At 71.1% G+C, this 18512-nt stretch carries 15 protein-coding genes; 12 read left to right on the top strand and 3 right to left on the bottom strand.

The features are described from left to right. Positions 1-22: 22 nt before the first annotated feature. The 3 genes from ACFWYM_RS17595 to ACFWYM_RS17585 all read left to right on the top strand — a co-directional run bounded on the left by ACFWYM_RS17595 (position 23) and on the right by ACFWYM_RS17585 (position 5484). Positions 23-844, top strand: a complete 822-nt coding sequence (locus ACFWYM_RS17595) for a carbohydrate ABC transporter permease (RefSeq protein ID WP_384837158.1) — start codon at positions 23-25, stop codon at positions 842-844. Positions 845-879: 35 nt separating this feature from the next. Then, a complete protein-coding gene (locus ACFWYM_RS17590; RefSeq protein WP_384837095.1) occupies positions 880-2127 on the top strand; it encodes a glycosyl hydrolase in 1248 nt (415 codons plus the stop codon). Positions 2128-2445: 318 nt separating this feature from the next. After that, positions 2446-5484 carry an alpha-mannosidase gene (locus ACFWYM_RS17585; RefSeq protein WP_384837092.1) on the top strand — a complete coding sequence of 1013 codons (3039 nt, stop codon included), beginning with the start codon at positions 2446-2448 and terminating at the stop codon, positions 5482-5484. A gap of 120 nt (positions 5485-5604) precedes the next feature. Here ACFWYM_RS17585 and ACFWYM_RS17580 read toward each other — a convergent pair whose 3' ends face one another. Next, positions 5605-6315: a hypothetical protein gene (locus ACFWYM_RS17580; RefSeq protein WP_384837089.1), complete on the bottom strand. Its 711-nt coding sequence runs from the start codon at positions 6313-6315 to the stop codon at positions 5605-5607. 180 nt (positions 6316-6495) lie between these two features. Next, a complete protein-coding gene (locus ACFWYM_RS17575) occupies positions 6496-7206 on the bottom strand; it encodes a FadR/GntR family transcriptional regulator (protein ID WP_384837155.1) in 711 nt (236 codons plus the stop codon). Between the two features lie 212 nt (positions 7207-7418). Here ACFWYM_RS17575 and ACFWYM_RS17570 point away from each other — a divergent pair, with 212 nt between their 5' ends. From ACFWYM_RS17570 to ACFWYM_RS17535, 8 genes are read left to right on the top strand one after another with little or no spacing between them, the layout of a single operon-like run. After that, the gene (locus tag ACFWYM_RS17570; protein WP_384837086.1) at positions 7419-8498 is read left to right on the top strand and encodes a sugar ABC transporter substrate-binding protein; all 1080 of its coding nucleotides are present in this window, start codon (positions 7419-7421) and stop codon (positions 8496-8498) included. An 8-nt stretch (positions 8499-8506) separates the two neighbouring features. Further along, a complete protein-coding gene (locus ACFWYM_RS17565; RefSeq protein WP_384837083.1) occupies positions 8507-10045 on the top strand; it encodes a sugar ABC transporter ATP-binding protein in 1539 nt (512 codons plus the stop codon). Then, a complete protein-coding gene (locus tag ACFWYM_RS17560) occupies positions 10038-11075 on the top strand; it encodes an ABC transporter permease (protein WP_384837080.1) in 1038 nt (345 codons plus the stop codon). The genes ACFWYM_RS17565 and ACFWYM_RS17560 overlap by 8 nt, the downstream gene beginning before the upstream one ends. 56 nt (positions 11076-11131) lie before the next feature. Beyond that, entirely contained in the window at positions 11132-12526 is a 1395-nt protein-coding gene (locus ACFWYM_RS17555; RefSeq protein WP_384837077.1) for an L-fuconate dehydratase, read from the top strand. Continuing rightward, positions 12523-13278, top strand: coding sequence for an SDR family NAD(P)-dependent oxidoreductase (locus tag ACFWYM_RS17550; RefSeq protein ID WP_384837074.1), 756 nt, complete (start codon positions 12523-12525; stop codon positions 13276-13278). Before ACFWYM_RS17555 ends, ACFWYM_RS17550 begins: the two co-directional genes overlap by 4 nt. Beyond that, complete coding sequence (locus ACFWYM_RS17545; RefSeq protein WP_384837071.1) at positions 13275-14321, top strand: aldo/keto reductase; 1047 nt, start codon at positions 13275-13277, stop codon at positions 14319-14321. The genes ACFWYM_RS17550 and ACFWYM_RS17545 overlap by 4 nt, the downstream gene beginning before the upstream one ends. After that, entirely contained in the window at positions 14318-14632 is a 315-nt protein-coding gene (locus ACFWYM_RS17540) for an L-rhamnose mutarotase (RefSeq protein WP_384837068.1), read from the top strand. Before ACFWYM_RS17545 ends, ACFWYM_RS17540 begins: the two co-directional genes overlap by 4 nt. Next, positions 14629-15510, top strand: a complete 882-nt coding sequence (locus ACFWYM_RS17535) for an amidohydrolase family protein (RefSeq protein ID WP_384837065.1) — start codon at positions 14629-14631, stop codon at positions 15508-15510. The genes ACFWYM_RS17540 and ACFWYM_RS17535 overlap by 4 nt, the downstream gene beginning before the upstream one ends. Before the next feature lie 114 nt (positions 15511-15624). On the opposite strand, the gene ACFWYM_RS17530 is transcribed toward ACFWYM_RS17535, so the two are convergent. Continuing rightward, positions 15625-17097: a lipase maturation factor family protein gene (locus tag ACFWYM_RS17530; protein WP_384837062.1), complete on the bottom strand. Its 1473-nt coding sequence runs from the start codon at positions 17095-17097 to the stop codon at positions 15625-15627. 176 nt (positions 17098-17273) lie between these two features. On the opposite strand from ACFWYM_RS17530, the gene ACFWYM_RS17525 reads away from it, so the two are divergent. Beyond that, on the top strand, positions 17274-18491 hold the full coding sequence (locus ACFWYM_RS17525) for a DUF6777 domain-containing protein (protein WP_384837059.1): 1218 nt from the start codon (positions 17274-17276) through the stop codon (positions 18489-18491). Positions 18492-18512 lie beyond the last annotated feature (21 nt).

Raw genomic sequence — 18512 nt, 5'->3', positions numbered from 1 at the left:
CGTCGACGAGAACGGGCGCCGCATGCCGCTGTGGGAGCTCATCCTCCGCTACGTGCTGCTGCTGGCCGTCCTCGCGATCTCCGTGGGCCCCTTCCTGTGGCAGCTGTCCACCTCCCTGAAGGGCCCGCACGAGAACATCTTCAGCTCGCCGCCCCGCTTCCTGCCGTCCAGCCCGACGCTGCACAACTACGAGCGGGTCGCCGACACCATCCCCGTATGGGACTACGCCCTCAACTCCCTGAAGGTGTCCGTCGCCAACGTCGTCACCAACTGCGTGGGGGCCTCCTGCGCGGGCTACGCCCTCGCGCGGCTGCGCTACCGGGGCCGCAGGGCGGCGACGCTCGTCTTCATCCTCGCGATGCTCGTGCCCGTGGAGAGCATCATCATCGCCCAGTTCACGACCATGCGGGACCTCGAGCTCAACAACACCCTGATCGCGGTCCTGCTGCCCGCCTCGGTCTCCTCCCTGAACGTGCTGCTGATGCGCAACGCGTTCCTCAATCTGCCGTACGAGGTGGAGGAGGCGGCGTTCGTCGACGGCGCGAACGTCTGGCAGCGGTTCGTGCGCATCGCCCTGCCTTCGGTACGGGGGACGCTCGCCGTCGTGGCCATCTTCGCGTTCATGGGCGCCTGGGACGACTTCCTGTGGCCCCTGATCGTGCTCAGCGACCCCGACCGCTTCACCCTCACCATCGGCCTCAACTACCTGCACGGCACGTTCGCCAACGACGAACGGCTCGTGGCAGCGGGCACCGTCATCGCCGTCCTCCCCCTCATCGCCCTCTTCGCCTGCCTGCAGCGGTACTTCTTCCGCGGGGTGGGCGAGGGCGCGGTGAAGGGCTGAGCACCTGCCTCACTCCCCGACGAACCAGGAAGTGCATGTCTGACGACGTGGTGCGCTTCGGCGCCAACTACACGCCCAGCCAGGGGTGGTTCCACCACTGGCTCGACTTCGACCTCGACGCCGTGCGCGCGGATCTCGACGCGATCGCCGCGCTCGGCCTCGACCACATCCGGGTCTTCCCCGTCTGGCCCTACTTCCAGCCCAACCGCACCCTGATCCGCCCGCGCGCCGTCGAGCAGCTCGTCGCCCTCGCGGACGCGGCCGCCGAGCGGGGACTCGACGTCAACGTCGACGGACTCCAGGGCCACCTGTCCAGCTTCGACTTCCTCCCCGCCTGGACCCGGACCTGGCACCGCCGCAACATGTTCACCGACCCGGACGTGGTGGCCGCGCAGGCGGAGTACCTGCGCACCCTGGCCGCCGCCCTCGCCGACCGGCCGAACTTCATCGGCATGACGATCGGCAACGAGGTGAACCAGTTCGCGGCGGGCCCGCACCCCGACCCCGACCGCATCACCGAGGCGCAGGCCGAGAGCTGGCTGAGCCGCCTCCTCGCGGCCTGCGAGGAGGGCGCCCCCGGCCGCCCGCACGTGCACGCCGAGTACGACGCCGCGTGGTACCAGGACGACCAGCCCTTCACCCCGGCGCAGGCGGCGCGCCTCGGGGCGATGACGGCGGTGCACTCGTGGGTGTTCAACGGGACGGCGCAGCGGCACGGGCGGGACGGCGCCGCGACCCGCCACCACGCGGCGTACCTCATCGAGCTCTCCAAGGCATGGTCCCCGGACCCGCACCGCCCCGTCTGGCTCCAGGAGGTGGGCGCCCCCGCTCCGCTGATCCCGGCGGCGGACGCGGCGGCGTTCACCGAGGCGACGGTGGCGGCGGCGCTGGACTGCGCGGATGTGTGGGGCGTGACGTGGTGGTGCTCCCACGATGTGTCGCGGACGCTCGCGGACTTTCCTGAACTGGAGTACAGCCTGGGGCTGTTGACGAACGAGGGGCGGGTGAAGCCGGTGGGGGCGGCGTTGGCGCGGGTGGCGAAGGAGAGCCGGGGTCGCGCGCGTGCGGTCCCGCCCCGTACGACGGCGCTCGTCCTCGACGACTCCGCCCCGGGGTGGCGGTCCTCGTGTGCGCCCGGGGGAGCGGTGTTCGAGGCGTTCGCGGGCCTGTCGGCGGATGGGGTCCGCCCTGCGGTGGTCCTTGCCGGACGGGTGGGGGAGCCGGGGTATCTCGCGGCGCGGGGGGTGGGGGAGGTGGTGCGGCCGGAGGAGGTGGGCCGGTAGGCCCAGGAGGTTTCCCTTTCCCCAATCCCGCCCCTTCCCGAATCGCCGTTCCCGCGGCCCTGGGGCACCCGATATCGCCTCAAGGGCTCGTCCTCAAACGCCGGACGGGCTGAGTGTGCTCGGCCTCGGCTGGGGGTTTTCAGCCCGTCCGGCGTTTGAGGACGAGGCGCGTTCAGCGCCGATACGGGGGTCTAGGGGCGCAGCCCCAGGACGGGCACCCCAGGGCGACGGAGTCGCCGGATCGGGAAGGGGCGGGGTTGGGGAAAGAAGAACAATCACCGGCACCCGAACCCGCACCCGAAAGGAACCCGCACCCCCATGCACGACAACACCACCCTCACAGAAGCCCGCCTCAAGCGCGTCCTGGACGAACGCATCCGCCCCGCGATCCACCCCCGCTCCACCCCCCTCACCCTCGAGATATGGACCGCCCCCGGCGAACCCGTCCCCGTCCAGGAGGGACTGACCGCCACCCCGCACCCCACCGCCGCAGGCGAACGCTGGGGCGCCCCCTGGTCCACCAGCTGGTTCCGCGTCACCGGCACCGTCCCCGACGACTGGGCGGGCGAGACCGTCGAGGCCCTCCTCGACCTCGGCTTCGACGAGAACATGCCCGGCTTCCAGTGCGAGGGCCTCGTCTACCTCCCCGACGGCACCCCCGTGAAGGGACTCAACCCGCGCAACCAGTGGGTGCGGATAGCGGCCCCGGCACAGGGCGGCGAGGAGGTGAGGCTCCACATCGAAGCCGCCTCCAACCCCGTCATCCTCGACTATCACCCCTTTCTGCCGACCCGGTTGGGCGACAAGGAGACCGCGGGGGACGAGCCCCAGTACACCCTGGCCCGCATGGACCTCGCCGTCTTCGACGAGACGGTGTGGCAGCTCGTGCTCGACCTCGAAGTCCTCGGCGAGCTCGCCCAGGAGCTCCCGAAGGACGCCGCCCGCCGCCACGACATCCTGCGCGCGATCGCCCGCTCCCTGGACGCCGTGGACCTCCAGGACGTCAACGGCACGGCAGCGGCAGCCCGTTCATGTCTCACCGACGTCCTCTCCACCCCCGCCGAACCCTCCGCGCACCGCGTCAGCGCCGTCGGTCACGCCCACATCGACTCGGCGTGGCTGTGGCCGCTGCGCGAGACGGTGCGGAAGGTGGCCCGTACGACCTCCAACATGACCGCGCTGCTCGCGGACGAGCCGGACTTCGTCTTCGCCATGTCCCAGGCGCAGCAGTGGGCCTGGGTGAAGGAGCACCGGCCCGAGGTGTGGGCGAAGGTCAAGAAGGCCGTGGCGGACGGGCGGTTCGTGCCCGCGGGCGGCATGTGGGTGGAGTCGGACACGAACATGCCGGGCTCGGAGGCGATGGCCCGTCAGTTCGTGCACGGGAAGAGGTTCTTCCTCGACGAGTTCGGGATCGAGAACGACGAGGCGTGGCTGCCCGACACCTTCGGGTTCGCCGCGGGGCTGCCGCAGATCATCAAGGCGGCGGGGTCGAAGTGGCTGCTCACGCAGAAGATCTCGTGGTCGCAGACGAACCGCTTCCCGCACCACACCTTCCGGTGGGAGGGCATCGACGGCACCCGCATCTTCACGCACTTCCCGCCCGTCGACACCTACAACTGCTCCATGAAGGGCAGCGAAATCGCCCACGCCGCACGGAACTTCAAGGACAAGGGCGCGGCACGCCACTCCCTCGCGCCGACCGGCTGGGGCGACGGGGGCGGCGGCACCACCCGCGAGATGATCGCGAAGGCGGCCCGGCTGCGGAACCTGGAGGGCTCGCCGACCGTCGAGTGGGCGACCCCGGCCGCCTTCTTCGAGAAGGCCGAGGCGGAACACCCGAACGCCCCCGTCTGGGTCGGCGAGCTCTACCTCGAACTCCACCGGGCCACGCTCACCAGCCAGGCCGGCACCAAGCAGGGCAACCGGCGCAGCGAGCACCTGCTGCGCGAGGCGGAACTGTGGGCGGCGACGGCGGCGGTTCGCACCGGATTCCCTTATCCGTACGAGGAGTTGGACCGTATCTGGAAGACGGTGCTGCTCCACCAGTTCCACGACATCCTGCCCGGCTCGTCGATCGCGTGGGTGCACCGGGAGGCGCGGGCGACGTACGCGAAGGTGGCGGCGGAGCTGACCGGGATCATCGAGTCCGCGCAGCGCGCGCTTGCGGGGGAGGGCGACACGCCCCTGACCTTCAACGCGGCGCCGCACGCCCTGGACGGCATCCCGGCGGGCGGCGCGGCGCGCACCGGGGAGGCGGTGGAGGCGGGCCGTTCGACGGTCACCCCGCGCACGGAGGGCGGCTACGTCCTGGACAACGGGCTTCTGCGGGTGGAGATCGACGGGCGCGGCCTGCTCGTCTCCGCGTACGACAGGGAGTCGGACCGCGAGACGATCGCGCCGGGCGCCGTCGGCAACCTCCCCCAACTCCACGCGGATTTCCCGAACATGTGGGACGCGTGGGACGTGGACGAGTTCTACCGGAACACGGTGACGGACCTGACGGCGGCGGACGAGGTGGTGCCGGGGGAGGCCGGTCCGCGGGGAGCGGCCTCGGTCCGTGTGCTCCGCGCCTTCGGCGCCTCCCGTATGACGCAGGTGCTGACCCTCCCGCCGGGCGCGCCACGGCTCGACATCGACACGGAGGTGGACTGGCACGAGACGGAGAAGTTCCTGAAGCTGGCGTTCCCGCTGGACGTGCACGCCGAGCGGTACGCGTCGGAGACCCAGTTCGGGCACTTCTACCGAGCCACGCACACCAACACGAGTTGGGAGGCGGCGAAGTTCGAGGCGTGCAACCACCGGTTCGTGCATGTGGCGGAGCCGGGCTGGGGCGTGGCGCTGGTGAACGACTCGACGTACGGGCACGACGTCACGCGCGACGTGCGGCCGGCGGACGGCGGCACGACCACGACGGTACGGGCTTCGCTGCTGCGCGCCCCGCGCTTTCCCGACCCGGAGACGGACCAGGGGGTGCACCGCTTCCGGCACGCGCTGGTGCCGGGGGCGGCGATCGGCGACGCCGTGCGCGAGGGGTACCGGATCAACCTGCCCGGGCGCCGGGTCTCCGGCGGCGCCGAGGTGGCCCCGCTGGTGAGCGTCGACCACGACGCGGTGGTCGTCACGGCGGTCAAGCTGGCGGACGACGGCAGCGGCGATGTGGTCGTCCGCTTCCACGAGGCGGACGGGGGCCGGGCGCGGGCCACGCTGACGGCGGGCTTCGCGGTCGGCTCGGTCACCGTGACGGATCTGCTGGAGCGGCCCCTGGCCGACGCGGCCGCCCCCCGGTGCGAGGGCGAGGCGATCGCGGTGTCGCTGCGCCCGTTCGAGCTGATGACGCTGCGGCTGACGCGGGCCTGATCGCGACCTGATAGGGGCCTGACCCGCACAAGGAACGCCACCTCCCCGATTCCGGAGGAGGTGGCGTTCCGAGGGCTCAAGGGCTCAAGACCCTTGTGGCGGCGGCCTGTCGGCCACGGCTCACGTGCCCGAGAGCTTGCCGCAGTAGACCTTCATTTCCTTCAGCTTGCCGCCGTTCGGGTACACCCCTTCGTGGGCCCTGGCGACATACTTCACGTTGCGCATGCCGGTCGGCGTGATGCGCATGTCCATCAGGTAGCCCTGACGGGTGAGGTCATGGGTGTACGTGTGCCCGCCCTTGGTGGACTTGAACTTGTGCCGGACCCAGCCCATGCCCCAGGAGCGGATGACGACCTGCTTGCCGCGTCCGCAGTGCTTCGTGCCGGTCTTCTTCGCCATCACCTTCGTGGAGCGGCCCTTCCGCGGCTGGCCGCCGTCCTTGCTGCAGTAGGCGTAGACCTTGGTGAGGTTCTTCTTGGTCGCGCCCCACTCGCTGGTGACCTTCCACGTCACCTTCTTGCGCCAGGTGGGAAGGGGGTGGCTGGCGATGCCCGAAGGGTCGAACGCGTAGCGCGCGGAGTGCACCTTGCCGCCCGGAACCTTCCATGAGAAGCGGGTGTACCCGATGGCCGAGACCATGACGTGCGCGTACTTGCCGCGCCCGCAGCTCTTCGTCCCCTTCTTGGAGTGGAAGCCGTCGGCCGCGGCGGACACGGGCGCCTTGTCGCCCTGCGTGGCGGCGACAGCCGTCGTGGCCCCGCTCGCCCCGACCGGTGCGACGACCGCGGCGGCCGCGAGCGCGCTGACCATCAGGCCCGCTTGGCGATTCATCTGCATACAGCGTCTCCCCGTGGATCACGTGTGTTCGATCAACTCCCTTCGAAATTAGGGCATGCGGCGGATCGTCGGTATTGCACGAAGGGGCAACACGTAGGAACTCCGTAAGAGGTCCGTCATCTGGACCCGGCCGACGGGCCGGTCCTGATCCTCCGGCTGGTCCTGATCCTCCGGCTAGTCCTGATCGTCCAGCTGGGCCCGCAGCCACGTCTCGACCTCGCCGACGTGCGCCGCCGCCGCGGCGCGTGCCGCCTCGGGGTCGCGGGCCGCCAGCGCGCGGTGGATGCGGGCGTGTTCCCTGCGGGTGCGTTCGAACGCACCCTCCTCCTGGTAGCCGCGCCACACACGGGCACGGAACGTGCGCGACGAGAGGCCCTCCAGGATGGCGGCCATCGTGTCGTTGCCCGCCGCGAGGGCGATCGTGCGGTGGAACGCGAGATCGTGGGAGAGGATCTCCTCGGGGTCGTCCGTGGCGTTCATCGCCTCCAAGTGCAGCTCCACATCGGCCAGTTGGTCGGCGGAGATGCGCGCGGCCGCCAGCGCCGTCGCCGTCGACTCCAGGACCCGCCGCACCTCCAGGAGCTCCACGAGCCGCGGCCCCCGCGACAGGTCGGCGACCACCCCGAAGGTCTCCAGGAGGTCCCCGGCCTCCAGCTGCGTCACATAGATCCCTGAGCCGTGGCGGGCCTCCAGGACGCCGAGGACCGTCAGCGCCCGGATCGCCTCCCGCATCGAACTCCGCGAGATGCCGAGCTGCTGCGCCAAGTCCCGCTCCGTGGGCAGGCGTTGGCCAGGCTCCAGGCGGCCCTCCGCGATCATCGCCTTGATCTGCTCGATGGCCCGCTGCGTCACGGTGCCCTTCTGCGGGGCCACGGGGCCGTCCACAGGGCTCTCCACGGTGCTCTCCACGTAACGCTCCTCCAGTAGCCGACGGCGTCGGGTGCGCCGCAGTCTAGCCACAGAGGTGGTCGGACCACTACGGCCGGAAACCGCGAAAAGTAGGCGACGAGGGGTGTTGTGCGTGCCAAGTGGTCTGATAAATATTCGCCCATCAGGAGCTGGAACCCATTCGATCCCCTTCGATGAGGAGCCCTCAGATGGCCGCCACAACAGTGCGGAACAGGCGTAGCGGACCGGGCACTTCGCGGGTGGTGCGCGCCGCCGCGGCGGCCGCGTGTGCCGCCCTCGTGCTCACGGCGTGCGGCAGCACGAAGGACACCGGCGGCGGCGCGGGCGGCGGGGGAGAGGGCAAGGTCGGGGTGATCCTGCCGCTGCTCACCTCGCCGTTCTGGCAGTCGTACAACGACTACGTGCCGAAGATGGCGAAGTCCGAGGACGTCGACACGCTGAAGACGGTCAACTCCAACAGCGACCCCTCCCAGCAGATCACCGACATCAACAACCAGCTCAACCAGGGCGTGAAGGGCCTCGTCGTCGCCCCGCTCGACAGCGCCGCCATCTCCGCCGGACTCGACCAGGCCGAGCGCAAGGGCGTGCCCGTCGTGGCCGTCGACGTCGCCCCCGAGAAGGGCAAGGTCGCGATGGTCGTACGGGCGAACAACGTCGCGTACGGGCAGAAGGCGTGCGAGTACCTCGGCAGGACCGTCAAGAGCGGCAAGGTCGTGCAGATCATGGGCGACCTCGCGTCCGTCAACGGGCGTGAGCGGTCCAAGGCGTTCCGCGACTGCGTGCAGGACACGTACCCGAAGCTGAAGGTCCTGGAGATCCCCGCCAAGTGGGAGTCCGACACCGCCGCCTCCAAGCTCGACACCCTCCTCAACTCCAACCCCGACATCAAGGGGATCTACATGCAGGCGGGCGGTGTATATCTCGCGCCGACCCTCCAAACCCTCAAGGCCAAGGGGAAGTTGAAGAAGGCGGGGGAGGCGGGGCACATCGCCGTCGTCTCGAACGACGGCATTCCGCAGGAGTTCGACGCCATCCGCAAGGGCCAGATCGACGCGACGGTGTCGCAGCCCGCCGACGCCTACGCCAAGTACGGCATGTACTACATCAAGGCGGCCATGAACGGGAAGAAGTTCACGCCAGGACCGACCGACCACGGCTCGAAGATCGTGAAGCTGCCCAGCGGCATCCTGGAGGACCAGCTGCCCGCCCCGCTGGTCACCAAGGACAACGTCGACGACGCCAAGCTGTGGGGCAACGCGGTCAAATGAGTGAGCCGATGAGCGAGCCGACACCGCAGAGTCCACCGCCCGCCGCCCCGCCCCTCGTCGAGGCCGTCGGCATCGTCAAGCGGTACGGGCCCACCGTCGCGCTCCAGGACGGCTGCCTCACCGTCCGGGCGGGCGAGTCCCACGCCCTCGTCGGGCGCAACGGAGCCGGGAAGTCCACCCTGGTCTCCCTGCTGACCGGCCTCCAGGCACCGGACGCGGGCGACATCCGCTTCGACGGCGAGCCCGCCCCGCCGCTCGCCGACCGCGACGCCTGGCGCGCCAAGGTGGCCTGCGTCTACCAGAAGCCCACCGTCGTGCCCGACCTGACCGTCGCCGAGAACCTCTTCATCAACCGGCAGCCGCAGGGCCGCGGCGGCCTCATCAGCTGGCGCCGTCTGCGCGCCGAGGCCGCGGCCGTGCTCGACACCTGGGACGTGCGCGTCGACCCGGATGCCGTGACCGCCGAGCTCTCGGTCGAGGACCGTCAAATGGTGGAGATCGCCCGGGCGTTGAGCTTCGGGGCGCGGTTCATCATTCTCGACGAGCCCACCGCTCAGTTGGACAACAAGGAGATCGAACGGCTCTTCACGCGGATGCGCGGCCTCCAGGAGTCCGGCGTCACCTTCCTGTTCATCTCGCACCACCTCCAGGAGGTGTACGAGGTGTGCCAGACCGTCACGGTGCTGCGCGACGCCCGCTGGATCACCAGCGCCCCCGTCGCCGAACTCCCGCGCACCGCCCTGGTGGAGGCCATGGCGGGCGAGGCCGTCGCCGAGCAGGAGCGGGCCGCGGCGCGCGAGACCGGCCCGGTCGACGCACCCGTGCTCCTCGCCGCGAAGGGGCTCACCTCACCCTCGTACACCGATGTCGACCTGACCGTGCGGCGCGGCGAGGTCGTCGGGCTCGCCGGGTCCAGCGGCAGCGGCAAGATCAATCTCGCGGAGACCTTCGCCGGGCTGCACACGCCGACGCGTGGCAGCGCGCAACTCGACGGCGAGGAGCTGCCGTTCGGGGACGTGAGCGCCGCGCTGAAGGCGGGCGTGGGGTGCGTGCCGCGCGACCGGCACGGCCAGGGGCTCGTCTTCGGGATGTCGATCGGGGACAACGCCACGATGAGCGTCCTGGACCGGCTCGGCCGCTTCGGCTTCGTCGGCGGCGACAACAAGCGGGCCTTCGCCGACGAGCTGATCGAGCGGCTCGACATCCACGCCGAGGGCCCCGACCAGCCGGTGTCGGACCTCTCCGGGGGCAACGCGCAGAAGGTCGTGATGGCCCGCGCTCTCGCCTGTGATCCGCGCCTGCTCGTGCTCATCAACCCCACCGCGGGCGTCGACGTGAAGTCGAAGGAGTCCCTGCTCGCCCGGATGGCGGGGGCCCGCGAGGACGGCACCGCGGTCCTCGTCGTCTCGGACGAACTCGACGACCTGCGCCGCTGCGACCGCGTCCTCGTCCTCTTCCACGGCCGTGTCGTCGCCGAGCATCCGGCGGGCTGGCACGACCACGAGCTGATCGCCTCCATCGAAGGAGTGGACCAAGAACATGGCTGACCTGAAGGCCGCGTCGGCCGCACCCGCCGTCACCGCGAAAGGCGGCCGCGAAGCGGCATCGGCCAAGGCCGTCCTGCTCCGCCGCGCCCGTGAACTCGCCCTCGTACCGGCCCTGTTGTTGCTCATGGTGCTCGGCGCGGTCGTCAACGACTCGTTCCTCACCGAGCGGAACCTCATCTCCATCCTCGGCGCCTCCGCGGCCCTCGCGATGGTCGTGCTCGCCGAGTCCCTCGTCCTGATCACCGGGAAGTTCGACCTGTCCCTGGAGTCGGTCGTGGGCATCGCGCCCGCCGTCGGGGCGCTCCTCGTGCTGCCCGCCGCGCAGTCGGGCTGGGGCAGCGAATTCCCGGTCGCGCTCGCGCTGTTGGCCATCCTGGTCGTCGGCGGGGTCATCGGCGCCTTCAACGGCATCCTCGTGGTGAAGCTGAAGCTCAACGCGTTCATCGTGACGCTCGCCATGCTGATCGTGCTGCGCGGACTGCTCGTCGGCGCCACCGAGGGCAAGACGCTCTTCGGCATGCCCGAAGCCTTCTACACCCTGGCCACCTCCACCTTCCTGTCCATCCCCATGTCGGTGTGGCTGGCTGCGGCCGCCTTCGCCGTCGCGGGTCTCGTCCTCAAGTACCACCGGGTGGGGCGGGCGTTGTACGCGATCGGCGGCAACCCGGAGGCGGCGCGCGCGGCCGGGATCCGGGTGGAGCGCGTCATGCTCGGCGTGTTCGTCGTCGCGGGCGTCCTCGCCGCGGCGGGCGGCCTGATGCAGACCGGCTACGTCGGCGCGATCAACGCCAACCAGGGCCAGAACATGATCTTCACCGTGTTCGCGGCGGCGGTCATCGGCGGCATCAGCCTCGACGGCGGCAAGGGCACCATGTTCGGCGCCCTCACCGGCGTGCTGCTGCTCGGCGTCGTGCAGAACCTGCTGACCCTCGCCCAGGTGCCGTCCTTCTGGATCCAGGCCATCTACGGCGGCATCATCCTGGTCGCCCTCATGATCGCGCGCGTCACCACGGGCCGCGCCCAGGACTGAGCCACCGCGGCCGCACCCGGTCCGCCGGCCCCCGCTCCCTGCCAGAAAGGCATGCTGTGCCTCCTGCCTACCCGACTCCCGCGCGCATCACGGCGGTTGACACGTACGACATCCGCTTCCCGACATCCCGGGAGCTCGACGGGTCCGACGCCATGAACCCGGACCCCGACTACTCCGCCGCCTACCTGGTGCTGCGCACCGAACCCACCGGCACCGGCGCGGGCCTGGAGGGGCACGGATTCACCTTCACCATCGGCCGCGGCAACGACGTCCAGGTGGCCGCCATCGAGGCGCTGCGCCACCACGTCGTCGGCCGCTCCGTCGAGGAGGTCTGCGCCGACCCCGGCACTGTCAACCGCGCCCTGGTCGGCGACAGCCAGCTGCGCTGGCTCGGCCCCGAGAAGGGCGTGATGCACATGGCGATCGGGGCTGTCGTCAACGCGGTCTGGGACCTCGCCGCCAAACGCGCCGAGAAGCCCCTGTGGCAGCTCCTCGCCGAGGCGGACCCGGAGTGGCTCGTCTCCCAGGTCGACTTCCGCTACATCGCCGACGCCCTCACCCCCGAGGAGGCCCTCGCCCTGCTGCGGGCCGGACGCGAGGGCGCGGCGGCCCGCACGGCAGCCCTGCGCGAGCGCGGCTTCCCCGGCTACACCACCTCGCCCGGCTGGCTCGGCTACAGCGACGAGAAGCTGACCCGGCTCGCCCGCCAGGCCGTCGCCGACGGCTTCACGCAGATCAAGCTGAAGGTCGGCGCGGACCTCGACGACGACATCCGCCGCTGCCGCACCGCCCGCGAGGCCATCGGCCCCGGCGTGCGCCTGGCCATCGACGCCAACCAGCGCTGGAACGTGGACGAGGCCATCCGCTGGACCCGCGCCCTCGCCGCCTTCGACCCCTACTGGATCGAGGAGCCCACCAGCCCCGACGACGTCCTCGGCCACGCGGCGATCCGCGAGGCCGTCGCCCCTGTCCGGGTCGCCACCGGCGAACACGTACAGAACCGCATCGTCTTCAAACAGCTCCTCCAGGCGGGCGCCATCGACGTCCTGCAGATCGACGCGGCCCGCGTCGGCGGCGTCAACGAGAACCTCGCGATCCTGCTGCTCGCCGCCAAGTTCGGCGTCCCCGTCTGCCCGCACGCGGGCGGCGTCGGCCTGTGCGAGCTCGTCCAGCACCTGTCGATGTTCGACTACGTGGCGCTCGCGGGCACCACGGAGAACCGCGTCATCGAGTACGTCGACCACCTCCACGACCACTTCACGGCGCCGGTCGTCCTCCGCGACGGCCACTACCAGGCGCCCACCACGCCCGGCTTCTCGGCGACGATGCGCGCCGAGTCGCTGGCCGAATTCGCCTACCCGGACGGCACGTTCTGGGCCGCGGACCTGGCCGGACAGCCCCAGCGCACTCAGGAGCCCAGGCACCCCCGACACAAAGGAGCAGTGGCATGACCGACTTCGAGGGGCTGCGGGCCCTGGTCACCGGCGGGGCCTCCGGCATCGGCCGCGCCACCGCCGAGCTGATGGCGTCGCGGGGCGCCCGGGTCGCCGTCCTCGACCTGGACCCGAGCACCGTGGACAAGCCCCTGCACGCGTACGAGGCCGACGTCACCGGCGACGCGTCGGTGCGCACGGCGGTGGCGGCCGCAGCGGCCGACCTCGGCGGACTCGACGTCGTCATCAACAATGCGGGCATCGGCGCCCAGGGCACCGTCGAGGACAACGACGACGAGCAGTGGCACCGCGTCCTGGACGTCAACGTCCTCGGCATCGTCCGCACCACCCGGGCCGCCCTCCCGCACCTGCGGGAGTCCGCCCACGCGGCCGTCGTCAACACCTGCTCCATAGCCGCCACCGCCGGACTTCCGCAGCGCGCGCTGTACTCGGCCTCGAAGGGCGCCGTGCTCTCCCTCACCCTCGCGATGGCCGCCGACCACGTGCGCGAGGGAATCCGCGTCAACTGCGTGAACCCCGGCACCGTGGACACGCCGTGGGTCGGCCGCCTGCTGGACGCCGCCCCCGACCCGGCCGCCGAGCGGGCCGCGCTCCAGGCCCGCCAGCCGACCGGCCGCCTCGTCACGGCCGCCGAAGTCGCGGGCGCCATCGCCTACTTGGCGAGCCCCCTGTCCGGCGCCACGACCGGCACCGCGCTCGCCGTGGACGGCGGCATGCAGGGCCTGCGGCTGCGCCCGGCGGGCCGGTGACGCCCCTGGCCACCCGCCGCCTGGGACGCACCACCGTCCCGGTGACGGAGCTGTCCTTCGGCGGCGCGGGCATCGGCAACCTCTTCACGCCGGTCACCGACGAACAGGCACACGAGGCGGTGACGGCGGCCTGGGACGCGGGCATCCGCTACTTCGACACGGCCCCGCACTACGGCCTGGGCCTCTCGGAACGCAGACTGGGCGCGGCTCTCGCCGGTCGCGACCGCGCGACGTACACGATCTCGACGAAGGCGGGCCGCCTCCTGGAGCCGGATCCGGTTCCGGAGCCGGAGTCAGGGCTGATGGCCGGAGCCCCGCAGACAGCCGACGACCTGAGCGACGGCGGCTTCGCGGTCCCCGCCACCCACCGCCGCGTCTGGGACTTCAGCGCCGACGGCGTCCGCCGTTCCCTGGAGGCGAGCCTGACCCGACTCGGCCTCGACCGCATCGACGTCGTCTACCTCCACGACCCCGACGACCACGCGGAGCAGGCGTTCCGCGAGGCGTACCCGGCCCTGGAACGCCTGCGCGCCGAAGGCGTCGTCGGCGCGATCGGCGCGGGCATGAACCAGGCGGAGATGCTCACCCGCTTCGTCCGCGACACGGACGTGGACGCGGTCCTGTGCGCCGGCCGCTACACGCTCCTGGACCAGCGGGCCCTCGCCGAACTCCTCCCGGCGGCACAGGAACACCACGTCTCCGTGGTCATCGGCGGCGTCTTCAACTCGGGCCTCCTGGCGGACCCGCGCCCGGGCGCGACGTACGACTACGCGGCGGCCCCCGAGGCGCTGCTGGACCGAGCGGGCCGATTCAAAGCCCTCGCGACCCGCCACGGCACGACGCTGCGCGCGGCGGCCCTGGCCTTCCCGTTCGGCCACCCGGCGGTGGCGAGCGTGCTGGTCGGCACCCGCTCACCGCACGAAGTGAGCGATGCAGTGAGCCAGTTCAGGTCACGCGTACCACCGGACCTCTGGAAGGAAGCACGCGCCGAGGGCCTCCTGCCCGCCGACACCCCCACCCCCGAGGAGGATCCGCTCCCGTGAGGATCGCCCTGCACACCAAGGTCCGCGCGGACCGCATCGAGGAGTACGAGGCGGCGCACCGCGAGGTCCCCGCCGAACTGACCGACGCGATCCGCGCGGCGGGCGCCACGTCGTGGACGATCTGGCGCAGCGGTACGGACCTCTTCCACGTCCTGGAGTGCGAGGACTACGCCCGCATGCTCGCCGCACTGGAGGGGCTCCCCGCCAACGTCACCTGGCAGGCCCGCATGGCGGAGCTGCTGGACGTGGTCCACGACTACTCGTCCGAGGGCGCGCAGGCGGGTCTCCCCACGGTATGGGAACTTCCATGACCCGCATCGACATGGGCACTCCCGCGGCCCGCATCGACGCCCACCACCACGTGTGGGACCTCTCGGTCCGCGACCAGGACTGGATCAGGGGCCCGGAACTGGCCGCACTCCGCCGCAACTTCACCCTCCCGGACCTGGCCCCCGAGGCGAAGGCTCACGGAGTGACGGCCACGATTCTCGTGCAGACGATCACGGTGCCGGAGGAGACGCCCGAGTTCCTGGCCCTGGCGGCGCGGAGCGACCTGGTGGCGGGGGTGGTGGGCTGGACGGATCTGACGGCTCCCGACGTGGCGTCCACCCTGGCGGCCCTCCGCGAACTCCCGGGCGGCGAGCACCTGGTGGGCATCCGCCACCAGGTCCAGGGCGAACCGGACCCGGAGTGGCTGCTCCGCCCCGACGTCCGCAGGGGACTGTCGGCGGTGGCGGCGGCGGGCCTCACGTACGACTTGATCGTGACCCCACCCCAACTCCCGTCCTGCATCCAGGCAGCCGCGGCCCACCCCGAACTGACCTTCGTCCTCGACCACTTGGGCAAGCCTCCGATCGCCTCGGGCGGCCTGGAACCCTGGTCGACCCACATCCGCGCCCTGGCCGGGCTCCCCAACACGGTGGCCAAACTGTCCGGCCTGGTGACGGAGGCGGCGCCGGGACGGTCGACGCCGGCGGACCTGCGCCCCTACACGGAGACGGCCCTCGACGCATTCGGCCCGGCACGCCTGATGTTCGGCTCGGACTGGCCGGTGTGCACGGTGCGGGCCGCGTATGGCGAAGTGGTGCGGTCGGCACAACAGTTGACGGAAACACTGACTCTCGACGAGCGGGCGGAAGTCTTCGCAGGCACGGCGAGAAGGGTGTACCTCAGCCCGTCCGGCGTTTGAGGACGAGGCGCGAAGCGCCGACAGGGGGCAAGGGACGAAGCCCCATGACAGCACCCAGAGCGACGGAGTCGCTTTTCGGGAAGGGGCGGGATCGGGGAAAGGACAAGGCGAACCTCACCGCCCGAGCCGAGAAGCCGGAAAGAACTCCCGCACCAACTCCCGCTCCCACCAGACCCCTTCCTTCCGAAGCCCGGCCCAAGAAGCGTACCGATACCGATAGAGCCGAGCCCGCACCACCGCAGGCCGCACCCCCACCCCGAACGGACTCCTCCGCAACAACCGAAGCGTGTCCCGGTCCCCCTCCAGCAACCGCTCCATCAACCCCCCGAACCACGCCTCCGCATAAGCAGGCGAGAGCGCCGCGAACCACATCATCCAGTCCAGCCGGAGGTGATAGGGAGCGAACTGCCGAGGCCACCGCCCCGGATCTCCGGGCTTCCCCTTGAACTCGTACGGACGCCACTCCACCGCCTCCCCGGTCCCCGCCTTCCCGTCCCCAGCCTCCACCGCGCCCTCGATGACGATCTCGTGCCGCACCCGGCTCACACTCCCGAACGCCCCATAGGAATTGACGAGATGGAGCGGGTCGAACGAGGTGTTCATGACCTGCCGCCGTGAGACCAGATTCAGCACCGGCCGATAACTCAGCAGAACCAGCACACACCCCACAAGGACGACCACCACCTCGTACCAAAGGGGAGTGCTCCCGTACGAGGACGAGGACGAGGACAAGAAGGACGAAGGAGAAGACGAAGAGGACGACCCGACCCCGAGCACCGAGAAGTCCACCACAGACAGGCCGAGCGCGATCGTCAGCCAGTTCAGCCACGCGAAGTTCCCCGACAGCACCAGCCACACCTGCGTGACCACCATCAGGCACGCGGCCCACGTGGCAATCGGCTGCGGAGTGAACAGCAGGAAAGGGACGACGAGTTGGGTGAAGTGGTTGGCCGCGACCTCCATCCGGTGCACCGGCTTCGGGAGGTGGTGGAAGAACCAGCTCAGCGGCCCCGGCATCGGCTGCGTCTCATGGTGGAAATACAGACATGTCAGCTTCCGCCAGCACGCGTCCCCCCGCATTTTGATGAGCCCGGCCCCGAACTCGACGCGGAACAGCACCCACCGCAGCAGGAACAGCACCAGAACCGGCGGCGCGACCTCGTCGTTGCCGAGGAAGACCGCCAGGAACCCCACTTCGAGCAGCAGTGACTCCCAGCCGAAGCCGTACCAGGTCTGGCCCACGTTCACGATCGACAGGTACAGCAGCCACGGCAGCGCCCACAGCGCCATCGCGCCCCCGAGCGGCAGCAGTCCGTCCACGCCCGCGAGCAGCGCCGCCGCGCACCCGACGCCCGTCCACGCGACCGTCGCGAACAGCCGGTCGGAGTAGCGGAGTTGGAAGAGGCTCGGCGCCTGCCGGAACGGCACCCGGGCCACGTACCGGGGCACCGGCAGCATCCCCCGCTCCCCGATGAGCGCACGGAACTGCCGTGCCGCCCCGAGGAACGCCACGAGGTAGACGGCGGCAAGGACCCGCTGGAAGACCAGCCGGCTCAGCCCGTAGTCGGCATCCGTGAACCACTGCACGTGCCCATTGTCACGCCGATCGTGACGCTGAGTGAGAGCTGCGGCCCACGTGGCGTGAGAGTCGCCCCGTCTCCCGCAGCCTCAGAAGCTCCGAGGGCCGCGCCTCCCTCGTGCGATCTCGCCCTGCTCCTCCCAGAATGGGCCGAAATGCCCCGGCAACAGGCGGGAGACCCCCGGTGCGCACACCGACCAGGACCTACGCGGCGGCCTTCGCGATATCCATGGCCCTCGCCGTGGCGGGCTGCTCCAGCGGCGGCTCCAAGGACGCCGCGAGCACGGCGAGCAGCGGCGAGGAGCTCTTCCTGCAGCCCGTGGCCGCCCAGGGCCCCGACCCCTTCACGGACTCCACCGCCACCTCCACCGCGACGCCCTCACCCGTCGTCACCCGTTCGCCGGAGCCGGCGCCCACGGGTTCGTCCTCGCCGACGGCCCAGGGCCTGCGCTCCATCCAGGGCGGCACCCCCGGCCTGTACGGCGGCACGCACAACATCGGCAGCTGCGACGTCGGGCAGCAGATCCGCTTCCTCACCTCCGACCAGGCCAAGGGCCGCGCGTTCGCGCAGGCGTCGGGCATCGCCCAGGCGGACATCGCGAGCTTCCTGCGCGGGCTCACCCCGGTCGTGCTGCGCGCCGACACCCGGGTCACCAACCACGGCTTCCGGAGCGGGCAGGCGACCAGCTTCCAGTCGGTGCTCCAGGCCGGCACCGCCGTCCTCGTCGACGAGCGCGGCATGCCCCGGGTGCGCTGCGCCTGCGGCAACCCGCTGAAGCCCCCGGTCGCCCTCAAGGGCAGTCCGCACCACGTCGGGCCGCAGTGGAACGGCTACCGGCAGGGCCAGGTCGTCATCGTGACCCCGGCGCCGCAGCCGATCACCAACATCACGATCATCAACATCATCAACAACACCTGGATCGAGCGGAAGATCGGCGACGAGGACGCGAACCGCGACCGCGTCGTCCCGAAGCCCAAGCCGAAGCCCTCCCCGCCCACACCGGACCCGAGCAGCCCGAGCCCCGACCCGGACTCCTCGTCGCCGGACCCGGACGACACCTCGCCGAGCCCCGACGAGGAGAGCCCCTCGCCGGACGACACGTCGTCGAGCCCGGACGAGGACGACTCGACCAGCCCGAGCCCCGCGACGACGGACTGCCCGTCGCCGGACCCGGACAACCCGGGCCAGTTCCTGGACAGCCCGAGCCCGTGGCCCAGCGGCTGCCCCTCGCCCAGCACCTCGTCGCAGGAGCCGCCGCCGCCCGTACCGCCCCAGCCGCCGAACCCGGAGCCGGTGGTCCCGGACCAGCCGGACACCCAGGACCAGCCCAACCAGCCGGATCAGCCGGATCAGCCGGGTCAGTCGGACGGCGGCGGTGACGCGGGCGTCTTCGAGAGCTGAGGCGAGGAGGGCCGGGGCGAG

The organism is Streptomyces sp. NPDC059009, assembly GCF_042740175.1.
GTDB lineage: Bacteria > Actinomycetota > Actinomycetes > Streptomycetales > Streptomycetaceae > Streptomyces.
Note: the sequence above shows the minus strand (reverse complement) of the source record. Positions and strands in the feature narration are given on the sequence as shown.